14 protein-coding genes are annotated in these 16,004 nt (G+C 72.7%); 11 read left to right on the forward strand and 3 right to left on the reverse strand.

The genetic code is table 11. The annotated features are described in order from the left end of the window. Positions 1 to 18: 18 nt before the first annotated feature. From ACZ6C1_RS28230 to hypE, 6 genes are all read left to right on the forward strand, one after another. A complete protein-coding gene (locus tag ACZ6C1_RS28230; protein WP_469244474.1) occupies positions 19 to 423 on the forward strand; it encodes a hydrogenase maturation nickel metallochaperone HypA/HybF in 405 nt (134 codons plus the stop codon). A gap of 2 nt (positions 424 to 425) precedes the next feature. Further along, entirely contained in the window at positions 426 to 1,121 is a 696-nt protein-coding gene (hypB, locus tag ACZ6C1_RS28235; RefSeq protein ID WP_469244476.1) for a hydrogenase nickel incorporation protein HypB, read from the forward strand. After that, positions 1,118 to 3,547 carry a carbamoyltransferase HypF gene (gene hypF, locus ACZ6C1_RS28240; protein WP_469244478.1) on the forward strand — a complete coding sequence of 810 codons (2,430 nt, stop codon included), beginning with the start codon at positions 1,118 to 1,120 and terminating at the stop codon, positions 3,545 to 3,547. The genes hypB and hypF overlap by 4 nt, the downstream gene beginning before the upstream one ends. A 10-nt stretch (positions 3,548 to 3,557) precedes the next feature. After that, positions 3,558 to 3,884, forward strand: coding sequence for a HypC/HybG/HupF family hydrogenase formation chaperone (locus ACZ6C1_RS28245; RefSeq protein ID WP_469244480.1), 327 nt, complete (start codon positions 3,558 to 3,560; stop codon positions 3,882 to 3,884). Beyond that, positions 3,881 to 5,041 (forward strand): hydrogenase formation protein HypD, encoded by a 1,161-nt coding sequence (hypD, locus tag ACZ6C1_RS28250; RefSeq protein ID WP_469244482.1) that lies wholly within the window; start codon positions 3,881 to 3,883, stop codon positions 5,039 to 5,041. The genes ACZ6C1_RS28245 and hypD overlap by 4 nt, the downstream gene beginning before the upstream one ends. Positions 5,042 to 5,111: 70 nt before the next feature. Further along, positions 5,112 to 6,101 carry a hydrogenase expression/formation protein HypE gene (gene hypE, locus ACZ6C1_RS28255; protein ID WP_469244664.1) on the forward strand — a complete coding sequence of 330 codons (990 nt, stop codon included), beginning with the start codon at positions 5,112 to 5,114 and terminating at the stop codon, positions 6,099 to 6,101. Between the two features lie 34 nt (positions 6,102 to 6,135). Here the strand turns inward: hypE and ACZ6C1_RS28260 are convergent, their stop codons facing one another. The 3 genes from ACZ6C1_RS28260 to ACZ6C1_RS28270 form a co-directional block, all read right to left on the reverse strand. After that, the gene (locus ACZ6C1_RS28260; protein ID WP_469244484.1) at positions 6,136 to 6,366 is read right to left on the reverse strand and encodes a hypothetical protein; all 231 of its coding nucleotides are present in this window, start codon (positions 6,364 to 6,366) and stop codon (positions 6,136 to 6,138) included. After that, positions 6,350 to 6,601 (reverse strand): DUF6400 family protein, encoded by a 252-nt coding sequence (locus ACZ6C1_RS28265; protein WP_469244486.1) that lies wholly within the window; start codon positions 6,599 to 6,601, stop codon positions 6,350 to 6,352. Before ACZ6C1_RS28265 ends, ACZ6C1_RS28260 begins: the two co-directional genes overlap by 17 nt. Positions 6,602 to 7,118: 517 nt before the next feature. After that, positions 7,119 to 7,742, reverse strand: coding sequence for a TetR/AcrR family transcriptional regulator (locus ACZ6C1_RS28270; protein ID WP_469244488.1), 624 nt, complete (start codon positions 7,740 to 7,742; stop codon positions 7,119 to 7,121). A 126-nt stretch (positions 7,743 to 7,868) separates the two neighbouring features. Between ACZ6C1_RS28270 and ACZ6C1_RS28275 the strand changes: the two genes are divergently transcribed. The 5 genes from ACZ6C1_RS28275 to ACZ6C1_RS28295 all read left to right on the forward strand — a co-directional run bounded on the left by ACZ6C1_RS28275 (position 7,869) and on the right by ACZ6C1_RS28295 (position 15,951). After that, positions 7,869 to 9,038, forward strand: a complete 1,170-nt coding sequence (locus tag ACZ6C1_RS28275) for an FAD-dependent monooxygenase (RefSeq protein ID WP_469244490.1) — start codon at positions 7,869 to 7,871, stop codon at positions 9,036 to 9,038. Positions 9,039 to 9,364: 326 nt separating this feature from the next. After that, a complete protein-coding gene (locus ACZ6C1_RS28280) occupies positions 9,365 to 10,048 on the forward strand; it encodes a Crp/Fnr family transcriptional regulator (protein WP_469244492.1) in 684 nt (227 codons plus the stop codon). A gap of 214 nt (positions 10,049 to 10,262) precedes the next feature. Beyond that, on the forward strand, positions 10,263 to 11,426 hold the full coding sequence (locus tag ACZ6C1_RS28285; RefSeq protein WP_469244512.1) for a hypothetical protein: 1,164 nt from the start codon (positions 10,263 to 10,265) through the stop codon (positions 11,424 to 11,426). After that, entirely contained in the window at positions 11,411 to 12,208 is a 798-nt protein-coding gene (locus ACZ6C1_RS28290; RefSeq protein ID WP_469244516.1) for a hypothetical protein, read from the forward strand. The genes ACZ6C1_RS28285 and ACZ6C1_RS28290 overlap by 16 nt, the downstream gene beginning before the upstream one ends. Continuing rightward, a complete protein-coding gene (locus tag ACZ6C1_RS28295; RefSeq protein WP_469244518.1) occupies positions 12,205 to 15,951 on the forward strand; it encodes a CHAT domain-containing protein in 3,747 nt (1,248 codons plus the stop codon). The genes ACZ6C1_RS28290 and ACZ6C1_RS28295 overlap by 4 nt, the downstream gene beginning before the upstream one ends. The last annotated feature ends 53 nt before the right edge of the window (positions 15,952 to 16,004 follow it).

Raw genomic sequence — 16,004 nt, forward strand, 5'->3', positions numbered from 1 at the left:
GGGCCCGGACGGAGACCGATGCACGAGATGTCCGTCGCCCTGTCCGTGGTGGACCAGGTCGAGCAGGCGGCACGGTCCCGCGGCGCGCGGGGCGTGCAGCATGTGCACCTCGACATCGGCGAGCTGGCCGGAGTGGTCTCCGACTCGCTCCGCTTCTGCTTCGGGCTCGCCTGCGCCGGGACCGTCCTGGAGGGCGCCGAGCTCGTCACCCGTTCCGTCCCCGGCAGCGCGCGGTGCGCCCCGTGCGGGCGGACCTGGGACACCGGGATGCCCCCGGACATGCTCTGCCCGGACTGCCGTGCGGCCGCCACCGAGCTGGTGGCGGGCCGCGAACTGCGTATCACCGAAGTGCGCTGGGCCGCGGACACCACAGCGCCCGGATCCCCCGGCGCAACCCCCGCAACCATCCTCGAGGAGAGCTGACGATGTGCCGTGTGGTCGACCTCCAGCAGGCGGTGCTCGCCAAGAACACGATGGCGGCCGGCGTCCTGCGCAGTGAACTGACGGCCAGGGGCACTACCGTGGTGAACCTCCTGTCCAGCCCCGGCAGCGGGAAGACGGCCCTGCTGGAGCGGGAGCTGACGATCGCCCGGGAGCGCGGCGTCCCGGCCGCCGCGCTGACGGCGGACCTCGCGACGGAGAACGACGCGGTACGCCTGGGCCGTTCCGGAGTGCCGGTCAAGCAGGTCCTCACGGACGGACTGTGCCACCTGGAGGCGGACATGCTCGCGGGGCACCTGCACAACTGGCTGCCCGAGGACACCCGTCTGCTGTTCGTGGAGAACGTCGGCAACCTCGTGTGCCCGGCGTCGTACGACCTCGGCGAGACGCTTCGCGTGGTCCTCGCCTCGGTGACCGAGGGCGAGGACAAGCCGCTGAAGTACCCGACCGCGTTCGGCCTCGCGCACCTGGTGATCGTCACCAAGGCCGATCTGGCCGGTCCCGCCGAGTTCGACGAGGCCGCGTTCCGGGCCAATGTGCAGCAGGTCAACCCCGGTGTGGAGGTCGTCCTCAGCTCCGTACGGAGTGCCCGGGGCGCCGGTCTGCTGGTGGAGCGGGCGCTGGCGGCGGCCGAGGGGGCGAAGGTGCACGCCCCGGTGATGGCACAGGCCCGGGCGTGAACGCGACGCCCGAGGCGGCCGCGTCACCGCAGGTGGTGGCTCCGGCGCCGCCGGTGCGGCGCGTCCGGGCCGTCGTGCGCGGGGTGGTGCAGGGCGTGGGGTTCCGGCCGTATCTGTACGCCCTGGCCTCGGAGCTGCGGCTCGCCGGCCATGTGACCAACACCGGCGAGGGTGTGGTCGTGGAGGTCGAGGGCGAGGCGGCGCTCGTCGACCGGTTCTGCGCGCGCATCGCGCCCGACGCCCCGCCGCTGGCCGTCGTGGAGTCCGTGGACACCACCGACCTGCCCCCCACCGGCGGCAGCGGTTTCGGCATCGTCCCGTCCCGCACGTCCGGACCCGTGCGCACGCTGGTCGCCCCCGACACCGCCACCTGTGGCGACTGTCTGGCCGAACTCGCCGATCCCGCGGACCGCCGCCACCGCCACCCCTTCATCACCTGTACGCACTGCGGGCCGCGGTTCACCATCGTCACCGGCCTGCCCTACGACCGCGAGCACACCACGATGGCGGGTTTCCCGCTGTGCCCCGCGTGTGACCGCGAGTACCGCGATCCGGCAAACCGGCGCTTCCACGCCCAGCCCGTGGCGTGCCCCGCGTGCGGCCCGCGCCTGCGGCTCGTCACGGCCGCCCCGTACGTGCGGCCGGAGGGCGAGGACCCCGTAGACGGGGCGCGGGCGCTGCTCGCCGCGGGGGCGATCGTCGCCGTCAAGGGCATCGGCGGGTACCACCTGGCGTGTGACGCCACCGACGGCCGGGCGGTCGGTGAGCTGCGCCGCCGCAAGGCGCGCGGTGGCAAACCCTTCGCGCTGATGGCCCGGGACGTGGCCGATGTGGCGCACCTCGTGCACATCGGCCCCGCCGAGCGGGAGTTGCTCACCGGCCGGGTCCGCCCCGTCGTGCTGTTGCGGCGGCGCACCGGCGCCACGGACGTGCCGGGGGCTGTGGTGCCGGCCGACGCGGTCGCGCCCGGCAGTCCCGACCTCGGGGTGATGCTGCCGTACACACCGGTGCACCATCTGCTGCTCGGCGGGGGCGGGCCCCGGCTGCTGGTGATGACCAGTGGCAATCTCTCCGGAGAGCCCATCGTCACCGACGACGACGAGGCCCTGGACCGGCTGGCCGGCCTGGCCGACGCCTGGCTCACCCACGACCGGCCCGTCCACGTGCCGTGCGACGACTCGGTGGTGCGCGTGTGCGACGGTGAGCCGTTGGTGCTGCGCCGTTCCCGGGGTTACGCCCCGCTGCCGCTGACCCTGCCCGTGCCGGTGGTTCCCGCCCTGGCGGTCGGTGGCGATCTGAAGAACGTCTTCTGCCTCGCCGAGGGCGACAAGGCATGGTTGTCCGCGCACGTCGGGGACATGGACGACCTCGCCACCCAACGCGCGTTCGGCCGCGCCGAACGGCAGCTGGAGTCCATCACGGGTGTGCGCCCCGAGCTGCTCGTCACCGACACGCACCCCGCGTACCGCTCGGGCGCCTGGGCACGGCGGCACGCCGCGGGGCGCCCCGTCGCGCGGGTCCAGCACCATCACGCGCACGTCGCCGCCGTCATGGCCGAACACGGCGTGGCGGAGGGCGACCGGGTGATCGGGGTCGCGTTCGACGGCACGGGCCACGGCGCGGACGGTGCGGTGTGGGGCGGGGAGTTCCTGCTCACGGGCTACGACGGCTGTCGCCGGTTCGCGCACCTGGCCTACGTACCGCTTCCCGGGGGTGACGCGGCCGTCCGGCGGCCGTACCGCATGGCGCTGGCGCATCTGTGGGCGGCGGGCATCGCGCCGGAGGCGGACCTGCCGTGCGTCGTCGCCTGCCCGCCGGAGGAACGGGCGGTGCTGGCACGGCAGTTGGAGCGGGGACTGAACTGTGTGCCCACGTCCAGTATGGGGCGGCTCTTCGACGCGGTCTCGTCCCTGGCGGGCGTCTGCCATCACGCCGAGTACGAGGCCCGGGCCGCGATCGAGCTGGAGGCCGCCGCGGTCGCCGCCGGGAGCGAGGACGAGGACCCGCGTTACGTCTTCCGCCTGACCGGGCGGGGCCCGGCCGGTGCGTCTCCGGTGACCGCCGATCCGGCGCCGTTGCTGGCCGCGGTCGTCGAGGACGTACGGCGGGGTGTGCCGGCCCCGGTCGTGGCGGCGCGGTTCCACCTGGCTGTCGCCCGGATGGTACGGACGGTCTGTGTGCTGGCCCGTGAGGCGACCGGACTGGAGACGGCCGCGCTGACCGGTGGGGTCTTCTCCAACGTGCTGCTGTCGTCGGCCTGCGCTCGCGCTCTGCGGGCGGACGGTTTCACCGTGCTGCGCCACCGGAGTGTCCCGCCGAACGACGGGGGGCTGGCCCTCGGTCAGCTCGTGGTGGCTGCCCGGGCCACGGCCCGTGCGGAACCGGCGGTCACGGACACGGCCACGGATTCCGTGGCGCGAGAGTGAGGAGACACATATGTGCCTGGCGGTACCAGGGAAGGTACTGGGGGTCGAGGAACGGAACGGCACACGGATGGCCAGCGTCGACTTCGGCGGTGTGGTCAAGGAGGTGTGCCTGGAGTACCTGCCGGACCTTCAGGTCGGTGAGTACGCGATCGTCCACGTCGGTTTCGCCCTGCAACGGCTGGACGAGGAGTCGGCCCGCCGGACGCTGGAGCTGTTCGAGAACCTCGGCATGCTCCAGGAGGAGTTCGGCGACCCGTGGGAGCAGGCCGCCGCGGAGGCGGGCGGGAACGGACACGGGCCGGACGGCGCCGCCACGGCCGGGGAGGTGCTGCGGTGAAGTACATCGACGAGTTCCAGAACCCTGAGCTCGCGGCACGGCTGCTCGACGAGATCAGGGCGACCGTGACCAGGCCCTGGGCGCTGATGGAGGTGTGCGGCGGCCAGACGCACACCATCATCCGCCACGGCATCGACCAACTCCTGCCCGAGGAGGTGGAGTTGATCCACGGGCCCGGCTGTCCGGTGTGCGTGACCCCGCTGGAGGTGATCGACAAGGCGCTGGAGATCGCCTCGCGTCCCGAGGTGATCTTCTGCTCCTTCGGCGACATGCTGCGGGTGCCCGGCACCGGGCGTGACCTCTTCCAGGTACGCGGGGAGGGCGGCGACGTCCGGGTGGTGTACTCGCCGCTGGACGCCCTGCGGATCGCCGAGGAGAACCCGGATCGTGAGGTCGTCTTCTTCGGCATCGGCTTCGAGACGACCGCGCCGCCCAACGCGATGGCCGTCCACCAGGCGCGCAAGCGCGGCATCGGCAACTTCAGCCTGCTGGTGTCGCACGTCCGGGTCCCGCCCGCGATCGAGGCGATCATGCAGTCGCCCGACTGCCGTGTCCAGGGCTTCCTCGCGGCCGGTCATGTGTGCAGCGTGATGGGGACGGAGGAGTACCCCGGTCTCGCCGAACGGTTCGGGGTGCCCATCGTGGTCACCGGTTTCGAGCCGCTCGACATCCTCGAGGGCGTACGGCGCACCGTGTGCCAGTTGGAGCGGGGCGAGCACACGGTGGAGAACGCCTACGAGCGGGCCGTCCGGCCGGAGGGCAACCCCGCCGCGCGCGCGATGCTGGACGACGTCTTCGAGGTGACCGACCGTGCCTGGCGCGGCATCGGCGTCATCCCCGCCAGCGGGTGGCGGCTGTCCGCGCGCTACCGGGACCACGACGCCGAGCACCGTTTCCAGGTGGGTGACATCACCACCCGTGAGCCGGCCGAGTGCCGCAGCGGAGAGGTGCTGCAAGGACTGCTGAAACCGCACGAGTGCGAGGCGTTCGGCACCACGTGCACGCCGCGCACCCCGCTCGGGGCCACGATGGTCTCCAGCGAGGGCGCCTGCGCCGCCTACTACTTGTACCGGCGGCTGGACCTGCCGGTCCGCTCGGTGCCGGTCACGGCCCCGGCGACGACCGCCCACACCCTGGAGGGCAGCCCCGTTGTCTGACACGTACACAGGGCCGGACGTCCTGTCCTGGACCTGCCCCGCCCCGCTGCGGGACCGGCCGCGGGTGGTGATGGGCCACGGCGGGGGCGGCGCGATGTCCGCCGAGCTGGTGGAGCAGGTCTTCCTCCCCGCCCTGGCGGGCCCGGAGCCGGGTGGGCTGACCGACTCGGCCACCGTCGAGCTCGGCGGGGCACGGCTCGCGTTCTCCACCGACTCGTTCGTGGTGCGGCCCTTGTTCTTCCCCGGTGGCAGCATCGGGGACCTCGCCGTCAACGGCACGGTCAACGACCTCGCGATGAGCGGGGCCCGGGCCGCCTACCTGTCGTGCGGCGTCATCCTGGAGGAGGGCGTCGAGATCGCCACGGTGGGCCGGGTGGCCGAGGCGCTGGGCGCCGCCGCCCGCACCGCCGGTGTACGGGTGGTGACGGGCGACACCAAGGTGGTGGAGGCCGGTCACGGAGACGGCGTCTACATCAACACCTCGGGCATCGGACTGGTCCCGCGCGGGGTCGACCTGCGTCCGGAGCGGGTCGTGCCCGGTGACGTGGTGATCGTCAGCGGGGCGATCGGGCTCCACGGGGTGGCCATCCTGAGCGAGCGGGAGAATCTGCGGTTCGAGGTCGACATCGAAAGCGACTGTGCGGCGCTCGGCGGCCTGGTCGAGGCGATGCTCGCCGTCACACCGGATCTGCATGTGCTGCGCGACCCCACCCGAGGGGGTCTGGCCGCGTCGCTCAACGAGATCGCGGCGGCCTCGGGCACCGGGGTCGTCGTCCAGGAGCGTGCCGTCCCGGTCCCCGCGCCGGTGGCGAGCGCCTGCGCGGTCCTGGGCCTCGACCCGATGTACGTGGCCAACGAGGGGAAGCTGGTGGCGTTCGTGCCCCGGGAGCACGCCGACGCGGTCCTCGCCGCGATGCGGGCGCACCCCCTGGGTGCCGAGGCGGCGGTCATCGGTGAGGCGGTGGCCGAGCACCCGGGCATGGTGGTGGCCCGCACCGGCCTGGGCGGGACGCGGGTGGTGGACATGCCGCTCGGGGAGCAGCTCCCCCGGATCTGCTGACCGGTGCCCGCCTGAGCCCGCGCGCCTCGTGGGCTCAGGCGGCCGGGCCCCGCCTGCCGGGGCGGGTGTCCAGGGTCCAGGTGTGGGTGCAGCCGGGGCACTGGAGGTGGACCCGCGCGCCCTCGTTGGCTATGAGGTAGCGCCAGTGGTCGGAGCAGTTGCGCCGTTCCGCGCAGGTCACGCAGTCGCGGGCGTCGTCGCACCCCGGGCAGGGCACCCAGGCGCGGCGGGCCCGGTCCGCCTGCGGGTCAATGGGAAGCCGCATCGCCCGCGTCCCGTCCGGGCAGCACACCGGCCTCCACCAGCATGGCGTACGTCCGCTCCTGCTCGGCGTCCAGACCCGAGTACAGCAGGCGGTGCGCCTCCTCCTCCGAGCGGAGCACGGCCAGGGGGTCCCAGTCGTCACCGAGTGCGGCCACCACCGAGGCGCGCCGGCGGGACTCCTCCAGGGTGAGGTCGAGCGAGAAGGCCACGGGGTCGTGGCCGGGGCTGTCGTTCATGCGGGGAGTACCTTCACACGGGATGTCACTGGTCCCAGCCACCTGTACCAGGTGGGTCTCCGTGCCGGAAGGCATTGTGACGCACCTCATCGGAGTGGGGCCCGGTGCCACCGGACGGCCCGTACCACCCGACGGCCCGTACCACCGGACGGCCCGTACCACTGTCTGCGCCGGTGGCGGACCGGGCGGCGGCCCGTCCGGCGGTCCCCGTCGCAGCGCCTCCTCCGTGAGCTTCGGCCGGCACCCGCCGACCTGGAGGGCCCGGGCGCGCGAGGAGCCGGCGCCCGCCGCCCCGGCCCCGGAGCGCGGAGGTGAGCCCGTCGCTCGTGTTGGCCACGATCGGTTCGCGCCGGCGCTCGGCGAGCACGGACAACCGTCCCGAACATCGCGCGGCCCTCCACGGTGGCGGTGCCGATGCCCTGTTCGGCGACGTGCAGCCCATGCGGCGTTCGCCGGGCCCCGCGCCCGGGGTCCCCAGCTGTTGCGGCACGGCGGGGGCCGCTGATTCAAGCGCCGGTCAGCCGGTGCTCGGTGTGGGTCCGGCCAGGCCGTGCAGGAGCAGGGCGGTGAGGGTGTCGACGATCTCCTCGTCGGTCGCCTGCGGGCCGTCTTCCCCCGCGGTGATGACCGCGTAGCCGAGCGTCGAGACCATCGCCCCCATGGCCGCGGCGACGAGCTCGGGGTCGCCCGGGAGCGGGTGACCCCGTCGGCGGAGCCAGTCCAGGTGCTCGCGGATGATGCCCGTCTCCCCGGTCAGGCCGGCCCAGGCGCGGCCCTCGCCGGGCGGGCCGGCGAAGTTGGTCTGCATCAGCGCCACGACCACCGGCAGATGGTCGCGGATCACCCGCCAGGTGACGGCCAGATGCTCGCGCAGCTGGCTGCCGTCGGTCAGATCGTGGTCGGCCGGGTGGCCGTCCGCGCCGATCTCCGCGTCGGCCTGCGTGTCCATGTCCTGCATCAGCGCTTGGAGCAGGGCGTTCTTGTCCGCGAAGTGGGCGTAGAAGGAGCCGGTGGCGCGACCGGCCTCCCGGGTGATGTCGGTGATCTTCGTGTCGAGGTAGCCGCGCTCGGCGAACAGCCGCCGCGCCGCCTCTTTCAGTGCCGCCTCGGTCTCGGCGGCCTGCTCCTTGCGTACGCCCATGCTCCCGGCGCTCCTGTTCGGCTTGACGTGTAGCCCTCGGCCCCATCATAGTGAATCACAATTCGATGAATCCGTATTCACTGAATGCCAATTCACCAGAAGCGCGCGGAAGAGAACGGGGGGCAGATGACTGCCATCGTCATAGGCGGCGGAGTGGCCGGAGCAGCCGCCGCGACAGCGCTGCGGCGCATCGGTGTGGAGGTCACCGTCTACGAGGCGTACGCCGAACCGGCCGGTCAGGTGGGCTCGTTCCTGAGTCTGGCGTCCAACGGCCTGCGGGTGCTGCGCTCCCTCGGCGTGCTGGAGCAGGTACGGAGGGCCGGGATCGACGTGCCGGGCCAGCGCATGTGGTCCAGCTCGGGCAAGCTCCTGGGCGATGTGCCGCGGGGCCGGCTGAGCGGCGACCACCTGCACAGCGTGACCCTGATGCGGGGCGCGCTGGTCGCGGTGCTGCGCGCGGAGGCGCTGGCGGCCGGGGCGCGCATCGTCACCGGTGAGCGCCTGGTGGACGCGGTGACCACCGAGGCAGGGGTACGGGCGGTCTTCGCGAGTGGCCGTACGGCGGAGGCGTCCTTGCTCATCGGCGCCGACGGCATCTGGTCGGCGACCCGGTCACTGCTCGACCCGCACGCGCCCACCCCCCAGTACGCCGGCCTCTACAGCATCTCGGGCATCGCCGAAGGCATCGAGACCGACCCGGGTGTCTTCAACCTGACCTTCACCCGCAACGGCGCCTTCCTCCACCTCTCCGCCCCCGGCGGCAAGGTCTGGTGGTCGGCACAGGTCGCCTGCCCCGTACAGCCGGATCTCGCCCTCACGGACGCGCAATGGCTGCGCCGCCTTGGCGAACTGCACCGGCACGAACAACTGCCGACCGCGATCCTCGAGGCCACCACCGAACTGCACCGCCCGACCCTGATGCACACACTCGACGCGGTCCCGGTCCGCCACAACGACCGCATCGCACTCCTCGGCGACGCCGGACACCCCGTCGGTGCGGGCCAGGGCGCGTCGATGGCCCTGGAGGACGCACTCGTCCTGGCCCAGTCCCTGGCCGCGGAGCCCTCGGTGTCGGCCGCCCTCTCGGCGTACGACGCCGCCCGCTCGGCCCGTATCGCCAAGATGGTCAAGGCTGCGTCGGACAATCGCGCCGCCAAGACGGCCGGCCCGCTCACCCGGCGGATACGCGACCTGGTGATGCCGCTGGCGGTCCGCCTCTTCTACGAGAAGGCCACAGCCTGGCTCTACACCCACGACTGCGGCGAACTGCCGACACAAGCAGGGGCAGTGACGTGACGGGGGGCCGGACCAAGCCGCTGATGCCGGCCGATCCTGTCCGTAGCCGGCGGTAAGCCGGCCACCGCCGCACCTTCGAGGCCAGTGCGTGGACGCACCGCACGTGTTGCCGTGGCGGGACGGGCCGTGTCCGGACGCCCGCGCCGGGTACGCATGTTCCCATCTGGTAAGTAAGTTCACGCCTTGCGGCGTATGCCCCTTTGCTCAACGATGAGTTGCGGAAGCTGGACGTCCGGGAGGGGGACGGGGTGCTGAATGGGGACATTTCAGGCGGGGGATGCGGACCGGCGATCCGGCCTGCCGGGGGCGCATACCCGCGAGGGACCTTGCTGTGGGAGCTGAACGACGCGACCGGGAACGAAGCCGCCTCTGCCGGCCCCGTACGGTCGGCGCTGCTGCGGGCCGGTACCGCGCACACCTACCAGGCCGGGGAGATCATGCTGCTGGCGGGGGCCACGGACACGTTCGTACTGGTCCTGCTGAACGGCTTCGCCAAGGTCACCACGACTGACAGCCGGGACGCGGCCGTGCTGGTGGACATCCGCGCGGGCGGCGATGTGGTGGGGGAAACCGCGGCGTTCGACAACGAGCCCCGTTCGGCCACGGTCACGGCGTGCGACAAGGTGTCGGTCCGCCGGATCTCGCAGGACGAGTGGCTGGGGTGGATGGCCCGGTACCAGGCCGCCGGCCTGGCGGTCAGCCGGAGCCTGGCGCATCGCAGCCGTACGGCGGTCCGCCGGCGTACGCAGTTCACGCGCGGCCCCGTCATCGCCCGGCTGTGCCGGGCCGTGCTGGACCTGACGGAGCAGTACGGCGCCCGGACCCCGGAAGGTCTGTCGGTCAGGCCCGGGCTCACCCATGCGGAGTGGGGCGAGCTCATCGGAGCGCGTGAGCGACGTGTGCAGCACGCGTTGCAGGAACTGAGGACCCAGAAGGTCGTCAGCTACGGGCGGTGCCGTCTCACCGTGCACTCGGTCCCCGCTCTGCGCAGGATCGCCGTGGATCACTGACCGCGGGGGCCCGGCGGACCACCTGTCCGCCGGGCGATCTTGGCCGGAACGTTTTTGTGCCAGACGTTCCAGCGAACCCGCACTGCGACCGGTTCGTGCGCGCACCAAAACGTTCTACTACCGGCAGGAGAACGGCGGGACCGTCGCACACGGCTCGCCGTACTCGCCTGTGCGCCAAGGAAAACCGCCACCTGAAGCCAATGCGAGGCACCGCATGCCGGCCATTCCCGTCACCGTGCTCGGACCGTCCCTGTCCGGCAAGACCGTCTACCTCGCCAGTCTGTTCCGCAGACTCTCCATCCCTCGGCCGGACATGGGCTTCCACGTCCAGTTGCCGCCCTTGCAGTCGACCTTGCTGAACAAGGTCTACCAGGATATTTCGAAGCCCGTCGTGTGGCCGGACCCCACCCGGCGTGCGGACATGTCCGAGTGGCACTTCACCTGCTCCGTCCGCACGTCGCGGAACGAGACCTTCAGCCCGTTCTCCATCACCTACGTGGATTATTCGGGCGAGAACCTCACCGAGCCGGACGGACGGGTGGAAACGGCCGACCGCCTCCTCAGCCGGATCGAGGAATCGGAGTTCCTCCTCGTGCTGCTGGACGGCGCCAAGGTCCTGCGCTTCTTCGACGGGGACCACGAACTGGCGGACGACCTCGTCCCGATCTTCAACTACATGCTGAAGAGCCGGGCCATCGTGCACTTCGTCATCACCAAGTGGGATCTCCTCGCGGCGGCGGGGCACACCGTGCAGGCTGTCACGGACGCTCTCCTGAAGCACCCCGACTTCAAGGACGGCGTGGCGACCCTGATGCGCAACCCGCGCGGTACCAGGGGGATTCGCTTCATTCCGGTGAGTTCGGTGGGTCTGGACTTCGCCACTCTCGGCCCCGACGGCCGGACCATGGTCAAGAAGGGCGGTATCCCGGCACCGCTGTACGTCGAAGTCCCCTTCATGGCCGTCCTGGTGGACCTCTTCCAGGCCGAGCTGAACAGGATGAACCAACAGGCCGCCCCCGAGCCGCAGCTGATCGCCCGGGAGAAACAGCGGCTGAACTGGGTGCGCATCGTCAAGGACAGGATCCCGCTGGCGCGGGCGTACATACGGGCCGCGGCTACGCACTCACCCGTGATGCGGCTGGTACGGGACCACATGGCCGACGCGTTCATCTCCTATGTGGAGGCCCGTGTCACCGACTACGGCGACCGCGTCGAACGGGACGTCGCCCGGTTGCGGGAGCGCATGCTGACGGCCACGTCCGAGAAGGAGGCGCTGAACGGTCTGGTCGAGCTGTTCCACGCCAAGCTGGCCGAGTTCGAGGCGGAGCATCCGGGTTCGCGGCTCATCGAGGAGGAATCATCATGGACCACGGTATGAACGCCACGGCCGCGAACGTATGGCCGTTCGCCCTCACCCGGTCCGTCAACACCGGCTTCCGGGTGGTGGTCGCCCCGGAGTTCCTCGTGGACGAGGACAGGTACGCGCTGCTGCACGACGTGACGAGCGGCGAGGTCAGCGAGGACGCCGTCTACCTACGCGAGTACCACGGGCCCGTGTCCGAGACGCTGTGGCTCCTGTACCGGGTCGTCCATCTCAAGGCGGCCGATGTGGGGCTGGACGGCGACTACGCGATGAGCGGTCCCAGGCGCACCCCCCTGATCGAGGGGGTCGTCTGCCGGACACCTCCCGAGTCGCTCGCCACACAGGAGCTCTTCGCCGAGGTCCACCGCAGGTGTGGGGCGGAGGTACGGGAGTTCTTCGAGGCCGACACGACCACCCGTCCGGTCAGCCGCTCCCAGGCGTTCGGCGCTCCGGCGGGCGGCTCACCCATGCGGATCGTGGAACTCGACGCGTACCCCGCGGAAGGGAGTTCAACGACGGCCTTCGACGGCCGTCACCCATCGCGAGAGCGGCGACTCGCCGGACGGTTCCCGGCCGCCGTCCTCTCAGCCCTCGGTCTGGGCACTGGTCGACACGGTGACAGGAGGGGCGCTGAAGGCCGGGACGGTCGTGGACGAGGTCCTGCACATCCTGCTCCTGTGGCTCGAGCAAGCGGAAGGGCACGCCCGGCACCGGACTGGCCCCGACGAGCGGCGCGAGCCGCCGGGGTGATCGTGCTGACCGCCCTGGTCGTTGTCGTCGTCAGGAAATTCAAGTGACCCACGAGGGCCGTCACACGGTGGACGGCATCCGTCTGCTCACGCATCTTCTGATGATCGACGAGCGTGGCGTCGACCCCGCGGCCGTCCGGCCCGACCGCTGGGCGGACCCGGTGCGCGGCTGGCTGACGGCCGCGGCCGCTCTCGCCGCCGGTGAGGCCGGGCGGGCACTGGCCGTGCTGGGTGATCCCGTGCCCGAGGAGACGTACGACGATCTGGTGACACGTACGCTGCGGACGGCGGCGGTCGCCATGGACGTCAACCGGAGTCCCGGGGGCCTGGTCGGCTGGGCCCTGCCACCGGAGCACGAATCCGCGCTGCTCCAGGCCATGGACGGGACACACGCCCGTCTCACCGTCCTCGCCAGGGACCCCGGACTGCGGCTCCCCGCCTTCCTGGCGGGCCGGTACCTCCCCGACATGCTCGCGGCCCGTGCGCTGCTCGGGAACGGGGACGTCATCAACGCCCAGCCCGCCGATGTGGTGGCGGCGGTCGGCGGCGCCGAGGAAGTGCACGAGGCCGTGCGGTGGTTCGACGAGCTGCCGAGGGAGCTCGCCGAGGGCGGCCTGGTGGCCCCCGTCGCCTACCACCTGCTCGTCGCGGCGGACGTACGGGCCCGGGCGGGGGACCGCCGCCGGAGCGAGGCGCTGCGCCGGGAAGCGCTGCGGCTCGTGCCGGGCGACCAAGCCTTCGCGGGAATGTCGGAGTTACTGGCGGGCGACGCGGAGCTCGGGGTTCCCGGCGCGGCGGAGCGCTGTCTGCCGGTCCTGGTCGGCGGAAAGGCGCTCAGCCGCGCCGCGAAGCACTACGCCAGGGGTGAAGCGCTGTTCCGCAGGGCAGGCGCCGCCCGAGGCCGGGCAGCGGCCGGTCTGCGTCTGGCCCACGTGGCCCGGCTGCGCCGGAAGCCCGACGACCGCACCGCTCACGTGGAGCGCGCCCTCGCGCAGGCCACCGTCGCCGGTGACGGGGCGTGCGTGGCGCTGCTCACCGTGCATCGCATGCTGGACGCCGTGGAAGACGGCCGGCCCCTGCCCGAGCACGACGTGGAGCCGGTCCGCCGCTGGGCCTCGACCGTGGGCAGCGGCTCCTGGCTCCTGGGCATGGCGCACCTCGTCTCCGCCAGGGCCGCGGACTGGACCCGGCAGGGGTACGTCGTCCGGGGCAGGGAGGCGGGTGACCTGGCACAACGGCTCGCGGAGCGGCGCGACGGACCACGGGGCGCGGGACGGCCCGCGCCGGACGGGGACGGGGGCGGGGACACGGACGGGGACGGAGACGGGGACACGGACGTGGACGGGGACGGGGACGGGGACGTGCGAGGATCCGTGCCGGGCGCCCCGCACGATACGACCCGGGCAGGGGCAGGTCCTCTTCAGGCGTACCACGACGCCCGCCACCGGCTGGCGGCCCTGGTGCTCGCCGACATCGAGCTGCACACGCGGGTGCGACGGCTGGAGGACGGGGACGGGGAGGCCGCCGACGACGTCACGCGGCCGGATGCCGCGGACCGGCAGCAGGTCACGGCCGCGGCGGTCAACGCGTGGCTGTCCGCCGCGCTCGCGGCCGAACTCTTCCTCAACGAGGCGGTAGGACTGGGCGATCCGGACCTCGTCGCCGCCGCACGGCCCCGGCTCGCGCGCGTGATCGATCTGGGCACGCGCCTGCTGCGCGGTCAGGAAGTGCCGTCGATCACGGCGAAGGCTCTGTGCGACTCCCTGGAGGGGTTGCGGTCCGGGCTGTCGTCGACACACGCCGTCGAGGCACTGCACCGACTGCGCAGGCACAGGTCGGCCGGTCGGCCGGCCGATGCGGAGCGGACCGCCGCGGAGGCGTCGGCGCTCGCCGAACGGGTCCCGCCTTCCCTGGCGCGCTGTGCGCTCCTGGTGGAGACCGGCCGGAAGGCGCGGGCCCGGGCGGAGGCCGACGAACTCGAGGCACGTGGGTCGCTCACGGCATGGCAGTCGGCGGCGCTCCGGCTGCGGCTGGGGCAGCCCGAGCGCGCCGCCGAGGCGGTACGTCGCGTCGGGGCGGACGGCACGGGACCGGACAGGCCGTGGGCGCTTCCCGCGCTCGAGGCGGAGGCGTTGCTCGCCCTCGGCGACCCCAGGGGCGCCGCCGACCGGGCCCTCGAGGCGGTCACCGCCTACGAGGAACACCGGTTGAGGATGGGGCGGGACACCCTGCGGGCGGCATCGGCCGACGATCCCGTGGTGGCGCGCGCCTATCACACGGCCGTGCTGTCCCAGTGGGAGCTGCCCGGCGGTGAGGCCACCGCGTTCTCCACCGCGGAGCGGAGCCGGTCCGGCTTCCTCGATGCCGTGCACGCCCTCGACAGCGCGGGCGGACAGCCCGAGGCGGTACGGGCGGTACGCCGCTGGCTCCAGGCGGAGACACGGTGGGCCGGACGGTTCGAAGAGGCGGCCGCCGGACTGCGCGGCGGCGGGCCGGGTGCCCCGAGGTCGGCCGCTGAGTCGGCAGGGGCGGCCGTCGCGGGTGCCGCGCAACGCCGCATCACCGAAGCGGACCGGTCCCTCGGCGCGGCGGAGGCCGACGTGCGCCGAATCGTGCCCCGCGCGCTCGCCTCCCGTCGGGACCCCGGCGTCGTACCGGACGTCGCCGCGGTGGCGGGCGCACTGCCACCGGACACCGTGCTCCTCCAGTATCACCTGCTCGACCAGGACCTCTTGGGCTGGGCGGTCACCCGCGAAGGGCTGACGGCCGACCGCCGGCGGCTGCCCGCGGACGGCCTGGTCGCGACGGCCCGACGCTTCCACACCGCGTGCGCGTCGGGCGGCGATGTGACGGAGCCGGGACGGGAGCTGTCCGAAGCCCTCCTCGGTTTCTGTTCACCGCTGCTCTCCAGCCACCACAGGATCATTGTGGTGCCGCCTGCTTCGCTCTCCCTGGTGCCGTTCCACGCCCTTCCGCGTGCGGGTGCGGTCCTCGGCGTCACGCACGACGTCTCCTACCTGCCGGCAGCCTCCCTGCTCACCAGGACCGGTCCCCGGCCGGCGGAGGGGAACTGGGTGGACAGGACGGCTCTGTTGGTCGGCGCGCCGGCCACCGCGCCCGAGCGCCGCCTGGCGCGGCTGCCCGGCACGGTGACGGAGGTCGCCGCCATCGAGCGGCTGCTGCCCCGCAGCAGGGTGGTCACCGGGCGGGCGGCCGGGCGTGAGCGGGTCCTGGAGCGCGCCGCCGGGTGCGCCGTACTCCATCTGGCGACGCACGGCGACGTACGGGAACTGACGCCGCACCTCAGCCGCCTGGCGCTCGCAGGCCACGACCACCTCGGTATGGACGACCTCCTGGGTCCGGACCTCGCCCCGGAACTCCTCGTTCTGTCCGCCTGCGACACCGGTCGCGGCGCCGCCACCGCGGGAGGGGATGTGCTCGGACTGACCCGGGCGGCCGTCATCAGCGGCGCCCGCCACGCGGTGGTGTCGCTCTGGCCGGTCGAGGACGTCACCGGATGCCTTGTGATCACGCGCATGTACCAGCATCTGGTGTCCCCGGACCACCCGCCCGTCGGCACCGCGCTCGCCCGCGCACAGCGGGAGATCCGGGCACTGTCGGAGGACGAGCGCGAGGAGGAGTACGCCCGGCTCGCCGACCGGGCGGACGTCCGCCCGGATCCCGCCGGGTCACGGGTACGGACCCGTGACAGCCGCCTCGGGCCCGCTCCGGCCGCCACCGACGGGCGGCACCCGTTCCACTGGGCGCCCTTCATCCACGTGGGTCCATGAGGCGCGACCGGCCGAAGAGAGCACAAGAGAGCGGAAGAGAAATAGAAGAGGAT

It is taken from the genome of Streptomyces sp. NPDC041796 (assembly GCF_055590785.1).